Below are 19,907 nucleotides of genomic sequence, written 5' to 3' on the forward strand. Positions count from 1 at the left end.
CCCGGTCAGCCCACGGAGTCGAAGTAGGCCTGGGCGCCGGGGCAGGTCTCGATGAACGCGACCTCGTCGGCCGTCGCCGGGTCCAGCTCCTCGGCCGCCGGGTGGACGGTCAGCAGCTGCTCCTTGTTCTCGAAGATCGTCCGGGTGATGTCCTGCTGCAGCTGCTCGTCCATGTCCGTGCGGGCGACGAGGATGTTCGGCGAGACGACCTGCGGCGAGGCCTGGTCCTGCCCCTCGTACGTGCCGGCCGGGATCTCGTCGGCGAAGTAGTAGTCGCCGTACTGCTCGGCCATCGCGTCGGTGTACTCCGCGGTCGGGATGAGGACCAGGTCGGCGTTGTTGGCCAGCTCGACGATCGCGCCGGTGGGCAGGCCGCCGGACCAGAAGCCGGCGTCGACCGTGCCGTCCTGGATCGCCGCGACGGTCTCCGCGACCCCCAGCTGGGCGCGCTCGATGTCGGCCTGCGGGTCGAGGCCGGCCGCCTGCATGATCCGGTCGGCGGTGACCTCCGAGGCCGAGCCGACCGCCCCGGGCGACACCCGCTTGCCGCGGAGGTCCTCGATCGAGGTGATCCCGGTGTTCGCAGTCGTGAACACGTGCGTGAAGTTGTTGTAGATGTTGCCGAGCGAGCAGAGCGGCAGCGCCTCGGAGAACGTGTTCTCGCCGTTGGCCGCGTCGGAGACGACGTCGCCGAGGCCGAAGGCCAGCTGCGCCTGACCGGAGGCCAGCAGCTGCATGTTGTCGACCGAGGCGTTGGTCTCCTGGACGGTGACCGTCGTCCCCTCCAGCTGCGAGCTGAGCAGGTTGGCGATGCCGCCGCCGTAGGGGTAGTAGACGCCGCCCGTGCCACCCGTCGCGAAGGTCAGGGGGCCGCCGGGCTGGGCGCCCTCACCACCCCCCGAGCCGCCGGAGTCGCCCCCACCGCAGGCGGTGAGCAGGAGGGCTGCTGCCATCGCCGTGCCGAGGAGGCGCGGGGCCGGCCGGGCGGGGATCGGGCTGGAGGTCATCGTTGGCCTTCCTGGTGGGGTGCGGTCGGGACCCTGGGGCCGGTGTCCTCCCTGGTCCAGAGCCCGAGGAGCAGGAGCAGTCCGGGCCGAGTGAAGCAGGTCACAATAATCCTTGTCTACTGTTTACGATTCGTGCAACGCTTCCGACGCGCACTGAGGCGGGAGGTCGATGACGCAGGTGTCCGACGCTGACCGCATCCACGCTCTCCCCCTGCGCGAGCACGTCTACGGCAAGCTCCAGGAGCTGCTCATCTCCCGCACGCTCGCGCCCGGTGACCACCTCGTCGAGGAACGCCTCGCCGCCGACCTCGGGGTGAGCCGCGGGCCGGTGCGCGAGGCGCTGCAGCGGCTGCACCGCGACGGCTGGATCACCCTGCGGCCGCGCCACGGGGCCTTCGTCAACCAGCCGACCCGGCAGCAGGTCGAGGAGTTCTTCGAGGCCCGCGTGCTGGTCGAGCGATCGGCCGCCGAGCTGGCCGCCCAGCGCTGCACGCCGGAGGACGCCGCGGCCCTGCTGAGCGTCTGCGACGAGGCCGATGCCGACTGGGCGCGCGGTGTCCCCACCCAGCAGATGGCCGGGCACACCGCGCGGTTCCACCGCACCGTGCTGCTCTGCGCGCGCAACCACATCCTGCTGGAGTTCGGCGAGCAGCTCTCCCAGCGCAGCCGCTGGTTCTTCGCGCCGCTGGTGGGCACCATCGCGCCGCGCGCGTGGGCCGAGCACCGCGAGGTCGCCGAGCTCATCGCCGCCGGCCGCGCCGAGGAGGCCGCGGCCGCGATGCGCGCGCACGTCGAGGAGTCCCGCGACTCCTACCTGCGCACCCAGCTCGTCGGCGACGCCGATCCCGAGCCGGTGGCCTTCCGCCGCACCCGGGCGTCGTCGGGATCCCGGGCCGGCAGCGTCCTGCGCGCCCCGGACGACGACGCGTGACGCCGTCCCCCGTCCCCACCCCGAGCATCGGAGACCCCGTGAGTGCTGGACGCGTCGTACTGGTGACCGGAGCCTCGAGCGGCATCGGCCGGGCCTGTGCCGAGGCCTTCCTCGCCGGTGGCGACCGGGTGGTCGCCGCCGCCCGCCGCACCGAGCGCCTGGAGGACCTCAGCGCACGGCACGGGGACGCCGTCCTGCCGCTGCCCCTCGACGTCCGGGACCGCGCCCAGGTGTCGGCCGCCCTGACCTCGCTGCCCGAGGAGTGGCTGCCGATCGACGTGCTGGTCAACAACGCCGGCCTGGCCGCCGGCCGCGGGCCGATCCAGACCGACGACCCGGACGACTGGGACCGGATGCTCGACACCAACGTCCGGGGCCTGCTCAACGTCTCGGCCTGCGTGCTGCCCGGGATGGTCGAACGCGGCTCCGGGCACGTCGTCAACATCGGCTCCAACGCCGGGCGCGAGGTCTACCCCGGCGGCACCGTGTACTGCGCGACCAAGGCCGCGGTGGAGCGGATCACCCGCGGCATGCGGATGGACGTCCTCGGCAGCGGGGTGCGGGTCAGCCAGGTCGACCCCGGCATGGTGGAGACCGAGTTCTCCCTGGTCCGCTTCGCCGGCGACGAGGCGCCGGCGAAGGAGGTCTACGAGGGGATGACGCCGCTGTCCCCCGAGGACGTCGCCGACGTCGTCACCTGGATCGCCGACCGGCCGCCGCACGTCGTCGTCGCCGACGTCCTCGTCTACCCGGTCGACCAGGCCGGCTCCGGCAGGGTCGCCCGCCGCAGCTCGTGAGGTCCCGCTGACCTCGATGTCCACGGGCGGGGTGCCGGCGCGGCGGCGCCGGGACTTCCCCGGCTGGCGGATGGTGTGGGCGCTGGCGGCCACCGAGACCGTCGCCTACGGGGTGCTCTTCTACTCCTTCGCGGTCTTCCTCGTGCCGATGCAGCGCGACCTCGGCGCCAGCACCGCGCAGCTGTCGGGTGCGCTGACCCTGGCGATGGCCGTCACCGGGGCGGCCGCCGTCGGCGTGGGCCGCTGGCTGGACCGGCACGGGGCGCGCTGGCTGATGACCGCCGGCAGCCTGCTCGGCGCGGCGTGCGTCGTCGGCTGGTCGCAGGTGCGCAGCCTGCCGCAGCTGTACCTGGTGTTCACCGGCATCGGGCTGGCCTGCGCGGCCGTGCTCTACGAGCCGGCCTACGCGGTCATCAACACGTGGTTCCGCCACGACCGGCGGGCCGCGCTGCTGACGCTCACCGTGGTCGCCGGCTTCGCCTCCACCGTCTTCCTGCCGACGTCGCAGGCGCTCATCGACGCACTCGGGTGGCGCGGCGCCCTGCTGGTGCTCGCCGGGCCGGTCGCGCTGTGCGCGGTGCCGCAGGCGCTGCTGCTGCGGCGCTCACCGGCCGACCTCGGTCTCGCCCCGGACGGCGCCGCCCCGACCGACGGGGCCGCGCCGGACGCCCCTGCTGCTGCCGCACCGGCTCCCGCGGTCGGCAGCGCGTGGCGGCACCCGGCCGTGCGCCGGCTGACGCTGGCCACGGCGCTGGAGATGCTGGCCACCACCGCCGTCGCCGTGCACCTGGTCGCCCACCTGCTCGACCGGGGCGCGTCCTCGGCGCTGGCCGCGGCGGCGGCCGGGTCGCTCGGCGCGATGTCGGTGGCCGGGCGGGTGGCGCTCACGGCGCTGGCGGGGCGGTTCGGCACCGGTCCGGTCAGCGCCGCGCTGATCGCCGGCCAGGCCGTCGGGGTCGCGCTGCTGTTCGCGCTGCCACAGCCGGTCTCGACGGTGCTGTTCGTGGTCCTCTTCGGAGCGGGCTTCGGCACCATCCACATCGCCCGCCCGGCGCTGCTGGGCACCTACGTGCCCGCCACGGTCTTCGCGTCGGTCTCCGGCGGCCAGGCCGTCGCCGGACAGGCCGGCCGGGTGGTCGCGCCGGTGGCGGCCGGCGCGCTGATCGGCACCGCCGGGTACGGAGTGGCGTTCGGGGTGGTGGCGGCCTGCGCCCTCGCCGCGGCCGCGCTGATCCTCTCGGCCGAGCGGGCCGCCGCCCTCACGCCGGAGCGGGTCGCTCCCCGGTGACCGGCCGGGCGGTCCCGGCGGCGCGCACGGCGTCGTCGTCGAGACCGAGACGGCGCAGCGTCTCCTCCGTGTGCTGGCCCAGTGCCGGGGCGCCCGGGAGCACAGGGGCACCGCTGCGCCCGAAGGTCCACGGCAACCGGGCGTGCAGCAGCGTGCCCTCCGTCGGGTGCTCGACCTGCTCGAAGAAGCCGACCGCGGCCAGGTGCTCGTCGTCGAAGAGGTCGTCGACGGTGTTCACCGGCATCGCCGGGACGTGCCGCTCCCGCAGGACCTGCAGCCAGTGGGCGGTGGGACGGCGGGCGAGCTCGTCGTCGACCAGCCGGTAGAGCTCGTCGATGCGGCGGGTGCGCCCGCGGATGGTGGCCAGCTCCGGGTCGTCGGCGAGGTCGGGCCGGTCGACCAGCCGGAAGAAGTCGCGCCAGTGCGCGTCGGTGTAGAGCAGCACCGCGATCACGCCGTCGGCGGTGCGGTGCGGCCGCCGGTAGGGCGAGGCCGTGCGCGCGTAGCCGGTGCCGTCGGTGCGATCGGCGTGCACGCGGGCACCCTGCTGCTCCATGAGCAGGAAGCCCGCCATCGACTCGAACATCGGCACCTCGACGGCCTGCCCACGGCCGGAGATCGACCGCTCGTGGAGGGCGGCCAGGACGGCGGCCAGCGCCATGACCCCGACGGTCTTGTCGACCACCTGGGTGCGCACGTACTGCGGCTGACCCGTCCCGCCCTGCACGGCGGCCAGCCCGGACACGCCCTGGACGACGTCGTCGTAGGCGGGCTCGTCGCGGTACGGGCCGGCGGAGCCGTAGCCGACGGCGGCGCAGTGCACGACCCGGGGATTGCGGGCCAGCACCGTCTCCGCGTCGATGCCGAGCCGGGCCGCCGCCCGCGGCCGCATGTTGTGCAGGACGACGTCGGCCTCGTCGACCAGCCGGTCGAGGGCCGCGCGCCCGGCCTCCGTCGTCAGGTCGAGGACGACGGACTCCTTGCCCCGGTTGAAGGTGAGGAACGCGGGCCCGAGCCCGCTGCCGTGCTCGTCGCCGACGCCACGGATGATGTCGCCGGCCGGTGGCTCGACCTTGATCACGCGGGCACCCATCTGCGCCATGAGCACCGAGCAGTAGGGTCCGAGGAACGTCGACGTCAGTTCCACGACGGTCAGCCCCGCGAGCGGGCCGGGCGACGGCTGCACGGCGTCTCCTCCTCGGGTCGGGCACGCGAGTCGCAGCCTGGCAGAGGCCGGAGCCCCGGTCGCACCGGGGGCGGGCGGTGTGCCGGCCGACGCCGGGCGCTGTGCGGCCCGGCGGCGCCCTGTGCGGCCCCGGGCTCCTCCTGCTCCGCTCCCCGGGACAGCAGTGCACGGGTGTGCCGGGAGGGACACCCGTGCGCCCGCCGACGGGGCCGGCAGCCGGGCGGGCCGTACCGTGGTCCGGGACGGAGGCGGTGAGCGATCCGGCGGCCGGACGGCGCAGACCGTCCCGACCCGAGACGGCGCAGGGCATGCTGCGCGGGCCGGATGCCACCCGCACGACGCTCGGGTCGACCATGCCGTGGCAGCCGGCGCTGCTGGAGGCGTGACTGCAGAAGGTGGAGGACCTGTCACGGTGACGACGGAGCTGGCCGCGGTCTCGGCACACGTGGAGACGGCGGCCGCGCTGAGCGACGCGCTCGTCGACGCGTGGGGCAGTTGGGGCCCCAACATGACCCCCGACGCCGCGCGGGTCGCCTTCATCAGCGACCGCTCCGGCGTCCCGCAGGTCTACATGCAGGACATCGTGCTCGACGGGCAGCAGCCCGCGGCGCGGCACATCGAGCTCTCCGACGACCCGGTCACCGCGGTGCGGTGGGCGGCCGACAGCGGCTGGCTGACCGTCGAGGTGGCCACCCACGGTGGCGTCCGGACCGCCGTGTGGGTGGTGCGGCCGGACGGCTCCGACGCCCGGCGGGTCGCCGGCGACGCCGAGACCCACGCCGAGCTGGGGCCCTGGACGCGCAGCGGACACCGCTTCGTCGTCAGCTTCCCCGGTACGACGCACGGCGCCCCGACGTGCTCCTACCTGGCCGACCCGGCGACCGGCCGGCTCGACCCGCTGGCCGAGGGCGACCTGATCCACGTGCTCGACATCTCGCTGGAGGAGCGCTTCATCGTCATCCGCGACGGCGAGCGCGGGCAGCAGTTCGTCGTCGTCGTCGACCGGCTCACCGACGAGGCCCTCAGCGTGCTGCCGCCCGGCGCGACCGGCTCCACCGACGTCGCGCTGATCCGGCCGGCGCCCGAGGACCACTCCGGGCCGGTCTACGTCTACCTCGCCTCCGACGTGGGGCTGCCCCGCCGGCAGCTGATCGGCGTCCCGTTCGGCCCCAACGGCTGGCGCGGCGAGCCGCGGACCCTCGCCGCCCGTGACGACGCCGAGCTGGAGTTCGTCGACGCCGACGACGCCGGCCGGCTGCTGCTGCTGGTGTGGAACGTCGCCGGCCGCAGCGAGCTGGAGCTGATGGACACCGCCACGGGCGGGCGCACCCCGATCACCGGGTTGCCCGGGCTGGTCGCTGCCGACCCCGTGCTCAGCCGCGACGGCTCCAGCGTCGTGCTCGGCGTGCAGGGGCCCACCCGCCCACGGGAGCTGTGGCACCTGGACACCACGACCCACGCCTGGACGCGGGTCACCTCCGCCCCGCCCCTGCCCCGGCACCGGCTCGTCGTCCCCCGGCTGGAGACCTTCCAGGGGCGCGACGGACTGCCGTTGACCGGCTGGCTGTACCGGGCGCCGGGCCACCTCAAGGAGCCCGGGCCGGTGGCGATCTACCTGCACGGCGGCCCGGAGGCGCAGGAGCGGCCCACCTTCGCGCCCCAGCACCAGGCCCTGGCCGCCGCCGGCATCACGGTGTTCGCGCCGAACATCCGCGGCTCGTCCGGCTTCGGGCGGGAGTTCGTGCACGCCGACGACCTCACCGGGCGCTACGCCGCGTTCGCCGACGTCCTCGCCGCGGCCGACCACCTCGTCGCCGCCGGGGTCGCCGACCCGGACCGCATCGCGGTGTCCGGCCGCTCCTACGGCGGCTACCTGACGCTGGCCTCCCTGGCCTTCTCGCCAGGGGTGTTCGCCGCCGGCGTGAACATCTGCGGCATGTCGGACCTGGTGACCTTCTACCGGGACAGCGAGCCGTGGATCGCGGCGGCGGCGGTGAGCAAGTACGGCCACCCCGAGCGCGACCGCGCGCTGCTCGAGGACATCTCGCCACTGGCCTCGGCGAACATGATCGACGTCCCGCTGCTCGTGGTGCACGGGGAGCACGACACCAACGTGCCGATCGGCGAGGCGCACCAGATCGTCGCCGCGCTGCGGGCGCTCGACCGGCCGGTGGAGTACCTGGAGCTGCCCGGTGAGGGCCACGACTACCGCCGGACGGACTCCCGCAAGCGACTGAACCGCACGTTGCTGGGCTTCCTCACCGCCGCGCTGTGCGCCGTCAGGCCATAGCCCGGGTCAGCCGCGGTCCCCGGCGCCCAGCAGGGTGCGGGTCATCGCGTTGCGGGTGTCGAGCAGCTCGTCCAGCGCCGCGGTCAGGTCGTCGGCCGAGACGTGCAGGGCGCCGTCGGCGGTGCGCTCGGCGGCGAACAGTGCCGCCCGGCGGATGAGCTCCTTGAGGAACGACGCGGTGACACCGTCGGTCCGGTCGAGCACCTCGTCCAGCGCCGAGAGGTCCATCCCGAGGTCGCCCCGGTAGAGGTCGAACAACGCCCGGCGGGCGTCGCGGTCGGGCAGCGTCAGCTCGACCGCCTGGTCCACCCGGCCGGGGCGCGCGGCCAGCGCCGGCTCGAGCAGGTCGGCGCGGTTGGTGGTCAGCAGGAAGACGACGTCGGCGTCCTCGGCGAGGCCGTCCATCTCGTTGAGCAGCTGGAACAGCAGCGGGTGGTGGCCGGGGTGCATGCCGCGGTCCTCGGCGATCAGGTCGACGTCCTCCACCACGACCATCGCCGGCTGCAGCGCCCGGGCCACCGAGCAGGCCTCCGCGATCAGGTGCAGCGCCCCGCCGGTCAGCTGGACGACCGTGGTGCCGGGCAGCCGGCCCACCAGGAAGCGGACCGTGTGCGTCTTGCCGACCCCGGGCGGCCCGTACAGCAGCAGCCCGCGCTTGAGGTGCTGCCCGGCGGCGAGCAGCCGCTCCTTGTGCCGGGCGACGTCCACCACCTGCCGCTCGATCCCGGCGAGCGTCTCCGCGGCCAGCACCAGCTGGCCGTCCTCGAGGTGCGGTCGGCGGTGGAACTGCAGCAGCGTCTGCCCGTGGCCGAACACCTCCTGGTCGAAGGAGAGCACCTGGCCGCGGAAGACGTTCTCGCGGTCGGCGGCGGCGCGGATGTCCCGGACCGCGGCCCGCGCGGCCCCGTCGTCGGTCGACAGGGCCTGCACCGAGATCCGCGTGAGCCCGGACTCGGGCTCGGCGCCGCGCACCAGCAGCGCCGTCCGCACGTCGCCGTCGGTCGTCAGCACCAGGGCGCAGCGCAGGCAGGCCCGGGTGGCGCCGTCGGGGCCGCTGGGCAGGTTGACCGTCGCGGCGTTGCCCGGCCGGAGGCCGAAGGTGTGCGGCCGGTCGCCCGTGGTGAGCAGCTCGGCCAGGCCGAAGTGCTGGTGGCGGAAGTTGAGTACGCCGACGGTCTCGCTGCTGCGCCCGCCGGCGGCCAGCCAGGCGTCGAGGCCGGCCTGCACGTTGACGTGCTCGTAGCCGGGCCAGGTCTCCTCCACCACGTCGCCGCCCGCGGCCGCGCCGAGGTGCCCCCGCAGGAGCGAGGAGAAGGTGACCTGGTCACCGGCCCGGGCGGCCTTCGTCACCGCGCGCAGGCCACGACGGGCGAGCTTGCCGAGGTCGGCCAGCTCGGGACCGCGGTCCTCGCCCGCCGTCGAGCCGTCGGGGACGGGCCCGTACGCCACGAAGCTCCCCTGCACCTGGACCTCCCCGTCCGCCTCGACCGGCGCGGGCGCCCGCCCGTGCCTCGTGGTCCCGCGCAGCCTGGCAGCTCGGCGGCTCCCCGACCAGCGACTTCCCGGCCCAGCCGGCGTCCCCCGCACCGGCTCCCGCGGCCGTCAGCCGACGGTCACGGAGCCGGTGGCGTTCGGCACGAGCTCCACCCACGTGTTGCCCGCGGCGAGGCGGACCGGCTGGCCGTCCGCGCCGGTCAGCACGACCGGGTCGGTGACCGACGCCTTGCTCCAGGTCACCGGGACCGTGCGCCCGCCGGTGGCGACCAGCGCCTCCCCGCTGCCGACCATCACCGTCTCCGGGACCGGGTTACCGGCACTGTCCACGAACCTCGTGTCCACCACGTCGACGCGCAGGACGACGACGTTGGTGGCGCGCAGGGGGGCGCCGTCGGCCTCGACGGCCGGGGCGCTGCCCTCGGCCCGCAGCCAGACGCCGTCCGGCTGGCTCCAGGTCCAGCGCGGTGTGGCGATCCGCGACAGCCGCAGGTCCAGGACCCCGGCCGGCGTGCCGGCGACGGCGGCGGTGGGCTGCTCCCCCGGGCCGGCGACGACGAACTGCGCGGGCGGTGCCGCCGCGTGACCGGGATCGGCCTGCGCCAGGAGTGCGGCCGGGTCGACGTAGGTGTTGTGCGGCGCCACGCGCTGGGCGATCCGGGAGAAGCCGGGGCCGGTGCCCGGGTCGACGACCTGCAGGCCCGCCTCACGCGTGGCCGTGACGAAGGGCTTCTGGCCACCGGAGAAGGCGAGCAGGCCGCGCAGCGGCGCGGCGATCGCCGGGTCCATCGGGCGCACCGACCGCACCGGCCCCACCGTCGGCGGCAGGGTTGAGTGGTAGACGGCGACGTAGCGGCTGATGCCGCCCTCGACCACCTCCTCCCACACCGTGTCGGCGGCGTCGAGACCGGTCTGCGGCCGGGCGTCGACGGAGTTCTCGACCTTGACCGCGAGGGCGGGCCGGTCCACGTCCGCGCCCGCGCTGTCGACCCCGGTCAGCGGCCACAGCACCGGCGGTGGCGGTGGCGGGGTGGTGGCGTCGGGGGTCTCGGTCCCCGCCGTGGCAGCGGTGGTGTCCGGCCCGCAGGCGGTCGTGACGCCCAGCGCGAGGCCCACCAGGAGGGCGGCGCCGAGACGGCGCCGCGCCCGGCCCGGTGAGCGCCGGCGACGGTCCCGATCGGTGGTCATGGACAGAACATCGGCACACCGGACCTCGGCCCGTACCGGCTCGTACCGGCTCGCGGTTGGGTCCGGTCCCGCCAGGACATGCACGGGTGGTGAGCGACCCCTTCGACCTCGAGCGGTTCGTCCGGGCCCAGGACGGCGGCGTGCACGAGCAGGCGCTGCGCGAGCTGCGGGCCGGGGCCAAGCGCGGCCACTGGATGTGGTTCGTCTTCCCGCAGGTGGCCGGGCTGGGGCACAGCCCGATGGCGCAGCGGTACGCGGTCGGCGGGCTGGAGGAGGCGCGCGCGTACCTGGCGCACCCGGTGCTGGGCCCGCGGCTGGTGCGGTGCGCACGTGCGCTGCTGGCGTTGCCCGGCGACGACCCGGTGCGGGTGCTCGGGTCCGTGGACGCGCTCAAGCTGCGCTCGTCGATGACCCTGTTCGAGGCGGCCGCGCCCGACGAGCCGGTCTTCGGCGAGGTGCTCGAGCGCTTCTACTCCGGTCGGCGGGACGAGGCGACCACCACGCGGCTCTGACGAGCGGGCCGGCGCGGAGTCGATCACGCTGGAGGGCGTGAGCGAAGAGAACAGCGGCTCGGGCTACGTGACCTCCGGGGAGTTCACGCGCGACACCAACTACATCCCGGACCGGATCACCGCGGACGGGTCGGGCGGGTGGCCGGTGGAGGCCGGGCGATACCGGCTCGTCGTCGCGCGGGCCTGCCCGTGGGCGAACCGCGCGGTCATCGTGCGCCGGCTCCTCGGCCTGGAGGACGCCATCTCCATGGGCATGTGCGGGCCGACCCACGACGAGCGGTCCTGGACCTTCGACCTCGACCCGGGCGGGCGCGACCCGGTGCTGGGCTACGAGCGGCTGCAGGAGGCCTTCCTCGCCCGGTTCCCCGACTACGACCGCGGCATCACGGTCCCGGCGCTGGTCGACGTCCCCAGCAAGCAGGTGGTCACCAACGACTTCCTCCAGATGACGCTGGACCTCTCCACCGAGTGGACGGCGTTGCACCGCGAGGGCGCGCCCGACCTCTACCCCGAGAAGCTGCGGGACGAGATGGGCGAGGTCATGCAGCGGGTCTACACCGAGGTCAACAACGGCGTGTACCGGTGCGGCTTCGCCGGCTCGCAGCCGGCGTACGACAAGGCGTACGAGCGGCTGTGGACGGCGCTGGACTGGCTGGAGGAGCGGCTGTCCGGCCAGCGGTACCTGATGGGCGAGTCGATCACCGAGGCCGACATCCGGCTGTTCACCACGCTGGCCCGCTTCGACCCCGTCTACCACGGCCACTTCAAGGCCAACCGGCAGAAGCTGACCGAGATGCCGGCGCTGTGGGCCTACGCGCGCGACCTGTTCCAGACCCCCGGGTTCGGCGACACGATCGACTTCCCGCAGATCAAGGAGCACTACTACGTCGTCCACGCCGACATCAACCCGACCCGGATCATCCCGCAGGGGCCGGACACGTCGAACTGGCTCACCCCGCACGGCCGCGAGGAGCTGGGCGGCCGGCCCTTCGGCGACGGGACGCCGCCCGGTCCGCCGCCGGGGGCCGAGCGGGTCCCGGACGACCACGGCCCGGGCGGCCTCGGCCACCGGTGACGCTGTTCGAGCTGACCCCCGACCGCGCCTTCGCCGACGTCCCGGCGACGACGTTCGCGGCCGAGGGCGTGTGAGAGCGCGCGGACCTGCAGGCGGCGCTCCGCGACCGCATCGACGTCCTCGGCGACGACCTGCTCGTGGTGGCCGAGGAGTTCGGCGACCTCGACGTCGAGCGGCGGATCGACCTGCTCTGCGTCGACCGCACCGGCCAGCTCGTCGTCGTCGAGCTCAAGCGCACCGAGGACGGCGGGCACATGGAGCTGCAGGCGCTCCGGTACGCCGCGATGGTCTCGCCGATGACGTTCGACCAGCTCGCGGCGACGCTCGGCCTCGAGGTCATGGCCGCTCTCGTCGCCCTGGCGCCGGACTCGGGCATCGAGGTCCTACCCGACGACGGCGGGTCCGAGGACTGACGCACGGGGCCGGTCCGGACATCGTCAGGACCGGCCCCGTGCGGTCACTCGCAGCCGACCCCGTCACCTTCCCGATCGAGGTGCCGCCCGTAGCCCGGTTCGCCGACGTGCACCGGGGCGGCGCCGGCGGCACGCGCCTCCGAGCAGTTGCGGTAGGACACGCTGGTCGACACCTCCGGCTCGGTCTCGGCCACCGGCGCGCTGCCCGCGCCGGACGGGACGGAGCCGGACGACGAGGACGACGGGCTGCTGGTGCCGGTCCGGCTGGTGGACGCCTGCTCGGTCGCCCGGAGTGCGCTCTCTCGTGCGACGAGGTCCTGCTCCCGCCGGTCGAGCGCCGTGGCGCGCTGGCTGATCGCGGCGGCGCTCTGCTCGACCTGGGCCTGCGCCGCCGCGGCCGCCGCCCGGACCTGTTCCTCTGCCGCGGCCACCTCGTCGCTGAGCGCGCCTGCCTCGTCCTGCGCGGTGTCCAGCTGTGCCTGCAGCGACCGGTACTGCGACGTGGTCGTCACGTCGGTCCCGTTGCCCGCCCCGCCGACACCGATGCCGAGCAGGAACGCCAGCAGCGGGATCGCCCACCGCAGCCATCTGCGCTGCTTCTCCGCAGGTTCCGCTGCGGGCAGCTGCGCGGGGAGCTGCATCGTCTGCGTGGTGTGCACGGACGGCGTGCTGCCCGGGCGCCCGGGTCGGTCGGCGTCATCGTTGGTCCCCCGTTCCGAGTGGTGCAGCGGCACCGTACGTGCGCGCAGGACCCGCGGTGTACCGGCTGATCGGAGCTGCGACGGCTGGTGCGGGTGGTCTGGATGAGCCGCTAGCAGAGACGGGCGGACGGCGTCGTCGGCCGTGTGGACGGGCTGCTCCGTTGTGGACGGCCGGCCGCGGCGACGCACCCCGCGGCGAGGGTTCCGGGCATGACGACTCCCCCGCTCGCCGAGGTGCCCGTCCGCTCGGCTGCCGAGCTGACCCAGCGCTGGGCCGACCTGCTCGACCCGCCCGTCTTCGCCACCCGCAGCCTCTGGCTGATGTGGCTCACCGCCGACGGGCGCTCCCTGCCGGTCGTCGTGCCGATCGAGGACCTGCCGGCGGCCCCCGACCCGCTGACGCTGCGCGGCCTCGTCGACGTCCACGAGACGCTCACCGAGGGCCTGGACGTCCCCCACCTGGCGATGGTGCTGTGTCGACCCGGACACGCCGTGATCACCGCTGACGACGACGAGTGGGCCGAGGGGCTGTGGCTCCTCCTCGACGACGTGGTGGAGGGCGGTTGGAGCCTCCACCTCGCCGCGGGCGGCCGGGTGGTGCCGGTCGTCGGGCCACCGGCGGGGCGGTTGCCGGCGGGGTGACCCTCGTCCGCCGGGAGCGGGACACCAGCGACCGGCCCCACAGGGCCGGCCCGCCGCGGGCGTGGGCGCGCGAGCCCATCGCCGGCTGGCAGCGCTCGCATGCGGCGAGGTCCCGCTCGTCGACCCGGTGGAAGAGCTCCACCGACCGGGAGAGGTCCAGCCCCGCGGCCACCTCTGGCGCGTACCGCCAGTCGCACTCCACCACCGTGCGAGCCGTCCGGGCCGTAGGCCCACGCGTGGTACGGGCAATGGAGGTGCGTGCACAGCAGCCGTCGTCCGCACCGTTGCGCATGACGCCGCGCCGGCCCCGGCGTCGACCGGTGCCGGGGGCGGGGCCGTTGCCTCACCCGACGCAGCGGTACCGCCCGCCGTCCACCAGGCTGGGCGGATGGCTGCCGGCCCTCCGCTGTCGCTGCCCAGCGCGGGGCCGGACCCCGTCCCGTGGGACACCGCGGTCGCGGCGGTGCTCGGGTACGCGCGGGGACGACGGCCGCTGTGGTTCCGCTCCCCCGGCCGTCCGGAGGGCCGGTGGGTGCAGATCCCGGCCTTCGGCTACGAGCGCTTCGACTGCCGGCAGCGGGTCGCGGGACCGCTCGGCGACGACGACGTGCTGGTCGCCGAGGGGCTGCACGGCCGCCTCGACCCGGCGGGCTGGGCCGCGGCCCGCTCCGCGCTGGACGACGCCGGCTCGCTTGCCGACGGCGCGGCGGCGCGGGCCGGCGGCCGGGCCTTCTGGGAGCTCCCGCCCGAGGAGGTGTCGCTGCTGGAGGAGCCGGGCACGGTCGGCGCCGCCCTCCGGGCCATCGGGCGACGCGGTGCCGGCCGGCAGCGCGACCACCTCTCGGCGGCGCTGCACCACCGACGTCCGGACCTCGTCCCGCTGCTCGGCACCACCACCCGTCGTCAGTTGGCGCCCCACCTCGAGGAGGGCGACAGCGGGGTGGAGGCGGTAGTGCACCGGGAGCTGCTGGCCAACGGCGAGGCGTTCGACGCGCTCGAGACCGTGGCGTCCGGACTGCTGACCGCGACCGGGGGCGTCCCGCTCACCCGGTTGCGGCTGCACGACGTCCTGGTCTGGCTCAGCGGCAGCCTGCGCCTGACCCACGCCGTCGCCCTCGGGAGGCACACCCCGGAGTGGGCGGCGCTCCAGGGCTGACCCCCATCAGCCAGCCGGCCGACGGTGCGTCGCGGACCCCACCCCGCTCCTCTGCCGGGCATCAGGTGTCCGTGTCGCGCTGGTCCGACGTCCGACGTCCGTCGCCCGGCGGATCGCGACGATGCGCCCACACGGCCAGGCGTGCTCGCTGCGGGGTGGGGATGACCCCACCTCCGACCGTGGGGGATGCCGCGTCGATCGGGGCCCGCCCGGTCGTATCAAGCGGCGCCCCACCGGACTCTTCTCCTCGGATCCCTCCACCCACGAGCCGCGACGACACCGCAGTCCCGCGCCGACGAGACGAGGAACGGATCGTGACCGTCATCTCCCAGCCGCACGAGTACAACCAGCACGACCTCTTCATCGACTTGCGGTCGGTGGTCGGGCACTCGCTGTTCCTCAAGGTGGAGGGGCTCAACTTCGCCGGATCGGTCAAGCTCAAGGCGGCGAGCGGGATGGTGGCAGCCGCGGAGCGCGAGGGACGGCTGCGGCCGGGATCGGTCATCGTGGAGTCCTCGTCGGGCAACCTCGGCGTCGCGCTGAGCATGATCGCGGCGAGCAAGGGCTACGGGTTCCTGTGCGTGACCGACCCGCGCTGCAACCTGCAGACCCGGCTGCTGATGGAGGCGCTGGGCGCCGAGGTGCACGTGGTCACCGAGGTGGCCGACCCGACCCGCGGCCTGCTCGGTGCGCGGATGGACCACGTGAAGGCCCGGTGCGCCGCCGACCCCCGGTACGTGTGGCTCAACCAGTACGAGAACCAGAACAACTGGCAGGCGCACCACCGCCAGACCGCGCCCGCGATCGACCGGCAGTTCCCGGACCTGGACGTGCTCTTCGTCGGAGCCGGCACCACGGGGACCCTGATGGGCTGCGCCCGGTGGTTCCGCGAGCACCGCCCATCCGTCCGCATCGTCGCCGTCGACGTCGTCGGCTCGGTGTCCTTCGGCGGTCCCTCGAGCAACCGGGCGATCCCCGGTCTCGGCATGGCCGTCCGTCCGCCGCTGCTGGACGAGTCCTACATCGACGAGGTGGTGATGGTGCAGGAGGCGGACACCGTGCGCGCCTGCCACCGGCTGGCCCGGCGCGGCTTCCTGTTCGGCGGCTCGACCGGCACCGTGGTCAGCGGGGCCACGAGCTGGCTGGCCCGGAACGGCCGGGACGGCCTGACCGCCGTCACCATCGCCCCGGACCTCGGCGAGCGCTACCTCGACACCGTCTACCAGACCAACTGGGTGCAGGACATCTACGGCGACGACGTGCTGAGCTCGCTCGAGGAGGGCGCAGCGCGCCGGAGCGCGCCGCTGCGGCAGATCCCCGTGCCCCGGTCCCCGTGGACGCCCCGGTGACGTCCGAGGTCGCCTGGGCGCCACCCGGTGCCGGGCCGGGAGCTGATCGGCTCCGGCCCCGGGACCGGCACGTCAGACGATGCGGATGCGCAGCCGCCGGAAGCCGCGGCCCTTGTTCTCCATCTTGGTCACCTCGACCCGGCCCACCATCGACGTCGAGGCCACGTGCGTGCCGCCGTCGGCCTGGGTGTCCAGGCCGACGATGTCGACGATCCGCACGACCTCGATGTCGGGCGGGAGCAGGTTGGTCGCCGTCCGGATGATGTCCGGGATCGCGAACGCCTCCTCGCGCGGCAGCGTCGTGACCTCGATGCGGCGGTCGGCGGCGATCTCGGCGTTGACCGCCTCGGCGACCCGCTCCTTGAAGTCCGGCGGCACCTCGGCCAGGTCGAAGTCCATCCGCGCGGTCAGCGGCTCCATGTTGCCGCCGGTGACCAGCGCGCCGAAGTCGCGGAAGACCACGCCGGTGAGCACGTGCAGCCCGGAGTGGGTGCGCATCAGCCGGGTGCGCCGCTCGTCGTCGAGCGCGCCGCGGACGGCCGTGCCCGGCGGTGGCAGCGGGTCCCCCTCGACCGGGACGAGGTAGAGCTCGTCACCCTTCCGCGTGCCGGCGATCCGGGTGCGGACACCGCCCCACAGCAGCACGCCCTCGTCCGGTGGCTGCCCACCGCCGCCCGGGTAGAAGGCGCTGCGATCGAGCACGATGCCCTGCTCCGGGTGGGACGCGACGACCGTCGCGTCCCACTCCCGCACGGTGGCGTCGGCCAGGTCGAGGCGGTGGGTGTGCCCGTGGGGCTCGCCGGCGGTGGTCACCCCGGCATGCTGCCCGGTCCGGGTGGACGGCGGCCACCGTCAGCCCTCGGGGACCCGGGCGGCCGGAGCTGCGCCGTCCGGGCGATCCCGGGCTCAGGCGGCCGCGCCGGCCGCTGCGACCAGGGCGATCGTCTGGTCGACGACGGCCCTGCGGTCGGCCTCGAACCCCGGATCGGTCAGCACCGCGGGGTCCTCGGGGTACTGGAGCGCCGAGATGTGCAGGTGCCCGCCAGGGACGTCCCAGGCCTGCAGACCGATCCGCAGCCGGTTGGAGCGGTACATGCTCTCGTTGGACAGGTAGCTGCCGCCCGGCCCGGACGCCGCGGTCGAGCCCTCCGAGGGGTCGTCCTGGCAGCGCACCGCCGACGGTCGCGGGAAGGTGCCCGCGGGCCACTCGCAGATCCCGTCGTTGAGCACGACCGGCCAGGGGCCGGTCCCGGCGGCGATCATCGCCTCGTACGGGAGGGTCGTCTCGATCCACTGCGGTGAGTCGAACGGCTGCGGCCAGTGCGACGGGCGGGAGATCGGCCCGAAGAGCACGTTGCGGTTGTTGTCGGGGGACCCGCCACGGGCGTTGGCCGCCCACTGCTCGACGTCCATCCGCCCGCGCGACGTCTGGCTGATCGTCATGATCAGGTCGGCGCGGTCCTCACCGGTGACCAGGACCTGGCCGAAAGCGTCCTCGACGACGCCCTGGTCGAAGTCGGTCCAGTTGACCGGGAACACGACGGCCTGCACGACGACGGGGCCGGCGTCGGTCTCCAGCGTCCGGCCGTCGAGCTGCAGCGCGGTGGCTCCCGACGGGTTGGAGTTCCGCAGGCTCTGGTCGAGGCTGTAGGTGTCGAACCCGCTGATCATCACGCGCCGCGCGTCGCCGGGCTGCTCCGGCCAGTCGATGGTGGTGATCCCGCGTGAGGCGCGGTCGAGGACGTGCACCAGCGCGTTGCGCTGGATGCCGCTCAGCTCGAAGGGCGCCTCCAGCGAACGCACCGCCCGGGTCATGTGCAGCCGGGCCCAGTAGAGCGGCCGGTCGTCGTACGGGTCGATGGTGCCGATCCGTGCCTCGCCCTGGGCCCGGGCCACGGCCAGCTCCCACAGCGACTCACCGTGGCGGACGGCGAGCTCCTCGACCTCGACCAGGCTCTGCGCCGCGCACAGGTCCGAGGTGAACCGCGCGACGGCCTCCTCGAAACCGGCAGCGCGGAGGAACTGCTCGTCGGCCGGCTCGCCGCCCTCGACCAGGGGCAGGCCGATGCGCTGCTCCTCCACCGTGAGCACCGCGTCCCCACCGAGGCACGGCGCGGCCGGGGCGCCGTCCTCGCCGGTCGCGTTCCCCGACGGGACGCCCCAGAACGCGACCGCCGCGAAGGCGACGGCGGTGCCGATCCCGATGGCTGTGGTGCGACGCCCGAGCGACCTGTGCTGCGCCATGCGGACCCCCTGCAGGAGTCGGCGGCCGGGGCGCCGCTGCTCACGCCGGGCCGGACCCGGCCACCATCCCACCGGACCCGGCAGGCTGCAGGACGTGGTCGGACGCACCGGGCCGTTGCCACCGGCTGCCGGCGCGAGGACGCTGGGCGGCGCGGCGATGCCGCGCGAGCACCGCCGTCCGGGAACTCCAGCGCAACGGAGAGGAGCGGTGCCGTGTACGCACGCTCGACCACCATCCGCGGCAACCCCCAGTCGATCGACGCGGGGACCGACTACGTGCGCGACGAGGTGATGCCCGCCGTCCGCGGCATGGACGGCTGCGTCGGCCTGTCCATGCTCGCCGACCGGGAGTCCGGGATGTGCATCGTCACGACGTCCTGGCACGACCGGGAGTCGATGCAGGCCAGCGCCGAGGGGGTGCGACCGATGCGGGACCGCGCGGTGCAGGCCTTCGGCGCCGACGAGTACGAGGTGCACGAGTGGGAGGTGTCGGCCATGCACCGCCGCCACGAGGCCCACCACGGCGCCTGCGCGCGGGTGGCGTGGCTGCGCGGCGAGCCCGACGCCATGGACCGCGCCATCGACGCCTTCCGGATGAGCCTGATGCCGCGGCTGGACGACCTCGCCGGCTTCTGCAGCGTCAGCCTCATGACACACGCTGCCGAGGGCATGGCCGTCTCGGCGGTCACCTACGACAGCCGGGCGGACATGGTCGAGAACCGCGAGCCCGCCCGCGCGCTGCGCGACGAGTTCGGCACGAGGATGGGCCTGGCCGTCACCGACGTCCGGGAGTTCGATGTCGTCCTCGCCCACCTGCGGGTCCCCGAGACCGCGTGACCCCGCAGGGCCGGCCGGGCGCGGCCCGGCCGGCCCGGCCGGATGAGGAGGCACCACGTGTTCGCACGCACCACCACCGTCCACGGCGACCCGAAGGCCATCGACGACGGCGTCGCCTTCCTGCGGGACCGCGTCATGCCCGCCGTCGAGGGGCTGCCCGGCTACGTCGGCCTGTCGATGCTGGCCGACCGCGACACCGGGCGCTGCATCGCCACCACGTCCTGGAAGGACGAGGCCGCCATGGCCGGCACCGGCGAGCAGCTGCGGCCGCTGCGGGCGCGCTTCGCCGAGGTCCTCGGCGGGTCGGTGGAGCTGCACACGTGGGAGATCGCCGTCGTGCACCGCGTGCACGAGGCGCCCGACGGAGCCTGCACCCGGGTCACCTGGACCCGGACCGACCCGAGCCGGGTGGCGCAGGCCCTCGACGCCTACCGGACGGGCCTGCTGCCGCGACTCGAGGAGCTCGACGGCTTCTGCAGCGCCAGTCTGCTCGTCGACCGCCGGGAGGGCCGGGCCGCCGGCTCGGTCACCTACGCGGACCGCCTGACGCTGGAGCGCTCCCGGACCGACGCCACGGCCGTCCGCGAGGAGTTCGCCGCCGCCGTGGACAGCGAGATCACGGAGGTCGCCGAGTTCGAGCTCGTCCTCGCCCACCTGCGGGTCCCCGAGACCACGTGAGCACGGCCGGGCCGCCCGGGTCGAGGACCGGCCGGCCCGGCGACGGAGCACGGCCACTCCGCAGGGGCCGCCGCGAGCGTGGTGACGCACGGGAACGGCCACCGTCCAGGGCCCGCCGG

The 19,907-nt window shown here is 74.7% G+C and carries 20 protein-coding genes; 13 read left to right on the forward strand and 7 right to left on the reverse strand.

The window, feature by feature from the left end; all coding sequences use genetic code 11:
• Positions 1-5: 5 nt before the first annotated feature.
• Entirely contained in the window at positions 6-1,007 is a 1,002-nt protein-coding gene (locus ACWIX3_RS22050; RefSeq protein WP_448609485.1) for a TAXI family TRAP transporter solute-binding subunit, read from the reverse strand.
• A 169-nt stretch (positions 1,008-1,176) separates the two neighbouring features.
• Between ACWIX3_RS22050 and ACWIX3_RS22055 the strand changes: the two genes are divergently transcribed.
• The 3 genes from ACWIX3_RS22055 to ACWIX3_RS22065 are packed head-to-tail and all read left to right on the forward strand — an operon-like array spanning position 1,177 to position 4,023.
• The gene (locus ACWIX3_RS22055; RefSeq protein WP_448609486.1) at positions 1,177-1,938 is read left to right on the forward strand and encodes a GntR family transcriptional regulator; all 762 of its coding nucleotides are present in this window, start codon (positions 1,177-1,179) and stop codon (positions 1,936-1,938) included.
• A gap of 38 nt (positions 1,939-1,976) precedes the next feature.
• A complete protein-coding gene (locus ACWIX3_RS22060; protein ID WP_448609487.1) occupies positions 1,977-2,735 on the forward strand; it encodes an SDR family NAD(P)-dependent oxidoreductase in 759 nt (252 codons plus the stop codon).
• A 16-nt stretch (positions 2,736-2,751) separates the two neighbouring features.
• On the forward strand, positions 2,752-4,023 hold the full coding sequence (locus tag ACWIX3_RS22065) for an MFS transporter (RefSeq protein WP_448609488.1): 1,272 nt from the start codon (positions 2,752-2,754) through the stop codon (positions 4,021-4,023).
• Here ACWIX3_RS22065 and ACWIX3_RS22070 read toward each other — a convergent pair.
• Positions 3,995-5,209, reverse strand: a complete 1,215-nt coding sequence (locus ACWIX3_RS22070) for a CaiB/BaiF CoA transferase family protein (protein WP_448609489.1) — start codon at positions 5,207-5,209, stop codon at positions 3,995-3,997. The two genes, ACWIX3_RS22065 and ACWIX3_RS22070, sit on opposite strands and share 29 nt — an antisense overlap.
• Before the next feature lie 251 nt (positions 5,210-5,460).
• Between ACWIX3_RS22070 and ACWIX3_RS22075 the strand changes: the two genes are divergently transcribed.
• Together ACWIX3_RS22075 and ACWIX3_RS22080 are read left to right on the forward strand one after the other, a co-directional pair.
• A complete protein-coding gene (locus ACWIX3_RS22075; protein ID WP_448609490.1) occupies positions 5,461-5,595 on the forward strand; it encodes a hypothetical protein in 135 nt (44 codons plus the stop codon).
• A 26-nt stretch (positions 5,596-5,621) separates the two neighbouring features.
• Positions 5,622-7,499, forward strand: coding sequence for a S9 family peptidase (locus tag ACWIX3_RS22080; protein WP_448609491.1), 1,878 nt, complete (start codon positions 5,622-5,624; stop codon positions 7,497-7,499).
• Positions 7,500-7,505: 6 nt separating this feature from the next.
• Here ACWIX3_RS22080 and ACWIX3_RS22085 read toward each other — a convergent pair whose 3' ends face one another.
• Both ACWIX3_RS22085 and ACWIX3_RS22090 read right to left on the reverse strand, forming a co-directional pair.
• A complete protein-coding gene (locus ACWIX3_RS22085; protein WP_448609492.1) occupies positions 7,506-8,963 on the reverse strand; it encodes an AAA family ATPase in 1,458 nt (485 codons plus the stop codon).
• A 138-nt stretch (positions 8,964-9,101) separates the two neighbouring features.
• On the reverse strand, positions 9,102-10,181 hold the full coding sequence (locus tag ACWIX3_RS22090) for a DUF3048 domain-containing protein (protein WP_448609493.1): 1,080 nt from the start codon (positions 10,179-10,181) through the stop codon (positions 9,102-9,104).
• An 89-nt stretch (positions 10,182-10,270) separates the two neighbouring features.
• Between ACWIX3_RS22090 and ACWIX3_RS22095 the strand changes: the two genes are divergently transcribed.
• The 3 genes from ACWIX3_RS22095 to ACWIX3_RS22105 all read left to right on the forward strand — a co-directional run bounded on the left by ACWIX3_RS22095 (position 10,271) and on the right by ACWIX3_RS22105 (position 12,181).
• On the forward strand, positions 10,271-10,693 hold the full coding sequence (locus ACWIX3_RS22095; protein WP_448609494.1) for a DUF1810 domain-containing protein: 423 nt from the start codon (positions 10,271-10,273) through the stop codon (positions 10,691-10,693).
• A 37-nt stretch (positions 10,694-10,730) separates the two neighbouring features.
• The gene (locus tag ACWIX3_RS22100) at positions 10,731-11,768 is read left to right on the forward strand and encodes a glutathione S-transferase family protein (RefSeq protein ID WP_448609495.1); all 1,038 of its coding nucleotides are present in this window, start codon (positions 10,731-10,733) and stop codon (positions 11,766-11,768) included.
• 140 nt (positions 11,769-11,908) lie between these two features.
• Positions 11,909-12,181: a hypothetical protein gene (locus tag ACWIX3_RS22105; RefSeq protein ID WP_448609496.1), complete on the forward strand. Its 273-nt coding sequence runs from the start codon at positions 11,909-11,911 to the stop codon at positions 12,179-12,181.
• 44 nt (positions 12,182-12,225) lie between these two features.
• On the opposite strand, the gene ACWIX3_RS22110 is transcribed toward ACWIX3_RS22105, so the two are convergent.
• The gene (locus tag ACWIX3_RS22110; RefSeq protein ID WP_448609497.1) at positions 12,226-12,840 is read right to left on the reverse strand and encodes an excalibur calcium-binding domain-containing protein; all 615 of its coding nucleotides are present in this window, start codon (positions 12,838-12,840) and stop codon (positions 12,226-12,228) included.
• Between the two features lie 252 nt (positions 12,841-13,092).
• Here ACWIX3_RS22110 and ACWIX3_RS22115 point away from each other — a divergent pair, with 252 nt between their 5' ends.
• The 3 genes from ACWIX3_RS22115 (at position 13,093) to sbnA (ending at position 16,029) form a co-directional block, all read left to right on the forward strand.
• The gene (locus ACWIX3_RS22115) at positions 13,093-13,524 is read left to right on the forward strand and encodes a hypothetical protein (protein ID WP_448609498.1); all 432 of its coding nucleotides are present in this window, start codon (positions 13,093-13,095) and stop codon (positions 13,522-13,524) included.
• A gap of 388 nt (positions 13,525-13,912) precedes the next feature.
• Positions 13,913-14,680 (forward strand): DUF6308 family protein, encoded by a 768-nt coding sequence (locus ACWIX3_RS22120; RefSeq protein WP_448609499.1) that lies wholly within the window; start codon positions 13,913-13,915, stop codon positions 14,678-14,680.
• A 314-nt stretch (positions 14,681-14,994) separates the two neighbouring features.
• Positions 14,995-16,029: a 2,3-diaminopropionate biosynthesis protein SbnA gene (sbnA, locus tag ACWIX3_RS22125; protein ID WP_448609500.1), complete on the forward strand. Its 1,035-nt coding sequence runs from the start codon at positions 14,995-14,997 to the stop codon at positions 16,027-16,029.
• A gap of 72 nt (positions 16,030-16,101) precedes the next feature.
• Here the strand turns inward: sbnA and ACWIX3_RS22130 are convergent, their stop codons facing one another.
• Together ACWIX3_RS22130 and ACWIX3_RS22135 are read right to left on the reverse strand one after the other, a co-directional pair.
• Positions 16,102-16,842 carry an alanyl-tRNA editing protein gene (locus ACWIX3_RS22130; RefSeq protein WP_448609501.1) on the reverse strand — a complete coding sequence of 247 codons (741 nt, stop codon included), beginning with the start codon at positions 16,840-16,842 and terminating at the stop codon, positions 16,102-16,104.
• Positions 16,843-16,935: 93 nt separating this feature from the next.
• Positions 16,936-18,273, reverse strand: coding sequence for a hypothetical protein (locus tag ACWIX3_RS22135; RefSeq protein WP_448609502.1), 1,338 nt, complete (start codon positions 18,271-18,273; stop codon positions 16,936-16,938).
• A gap of 213 nt (positions 18,274-18,486) precedes the next feature.
• Here ACWIX3_RS22135 and ACWIX3_RS22140 point away from each other — a divergent pair, with 213 nt between their 5' ends.
• Both ACWIX3_RS22140 and ACWIX3_RS22145 read left to right on the forward strand, forming a co-directional pair.
• Complete coding sequence (locus ACWIX3_RS22140) at positions 18,487-19,110, forward strand: hypothetical protein (protein WP_448609503.1); 624 nt, start codon at positions 18,487-18,489, stop codon at positions 19,108-19,110.
• Positions 19,111-19,167: 57 nt separating this feature from the next.
• Positions 19,168-19,788 carry a hypothetical protein gene (locus ACWIX3_RS22145; RefSeq protein WP_448609504.1) on the forward strand — a complete coding sequence of 207 codons (621 nt, stop codon included), beginning with the start codon at positions 19,168-19,170 and terminating at the stop codon, positions 19,786-19,788.
• Positions 19,789-19,907 lie beyond the last annotated feature (119 nt).

The organism is Geodermatophilus sp. URMC 60 (assembly GCF_053502585.1).

Coding starts and splice junctions, on each gene's coding strand:
- ACWIX3_RS22050 (WP_448609485.1), bottom strand. CDS start 1,007: ATGACCTCCAGCCCGATCCCCGCCCGGCCGGCCCCGCGCCTCCTCGGC.
- ACWIX3_RS22055 (WP_448609486.1), top strand. CDS start 1,177: ATGACGCAGGTGTCCGACGCTGACCGCATCCACGCTCTCCCCCTGCGC.
- ACWIX3_RS22065 (WP_448609488.1), top strand. CDS start 2,752: ATGTCCACGGGCGGGGTGCCGGCGCGGCGGCGCCGGGACTTCCCCGGC.
- ACWIX3_RS22090 (WP_448609493.1), bottom strand. CDS start 10,181: ATGACCACCGATCGGGACCGTCGCCGGCGCTCACCGGGCCGGGCGCGG.
- ACWIX3_RS22115 (WP_448609498.1), top strand. CDS start 13,093: ATGACGACTCCCCCGCTCGCCGAGGTGCCCGTCCGCTCGGCTGCCGAG.
- ACWIX3_RS22120 (WP_448609499.1), top strand. CDS start 13,913: ATGGCTGCCGGCCCTCCGCTGTCGCTGCCCAGCGCGGGGCCGGACCCC.
- ACWIX3_RS22135 (WP_448609502.1), bottom strand. CDS start 18,273: ATGGCGCAGCACAGGTCGCTCGGGCGTCGCACCACAGCCATCGGGATC.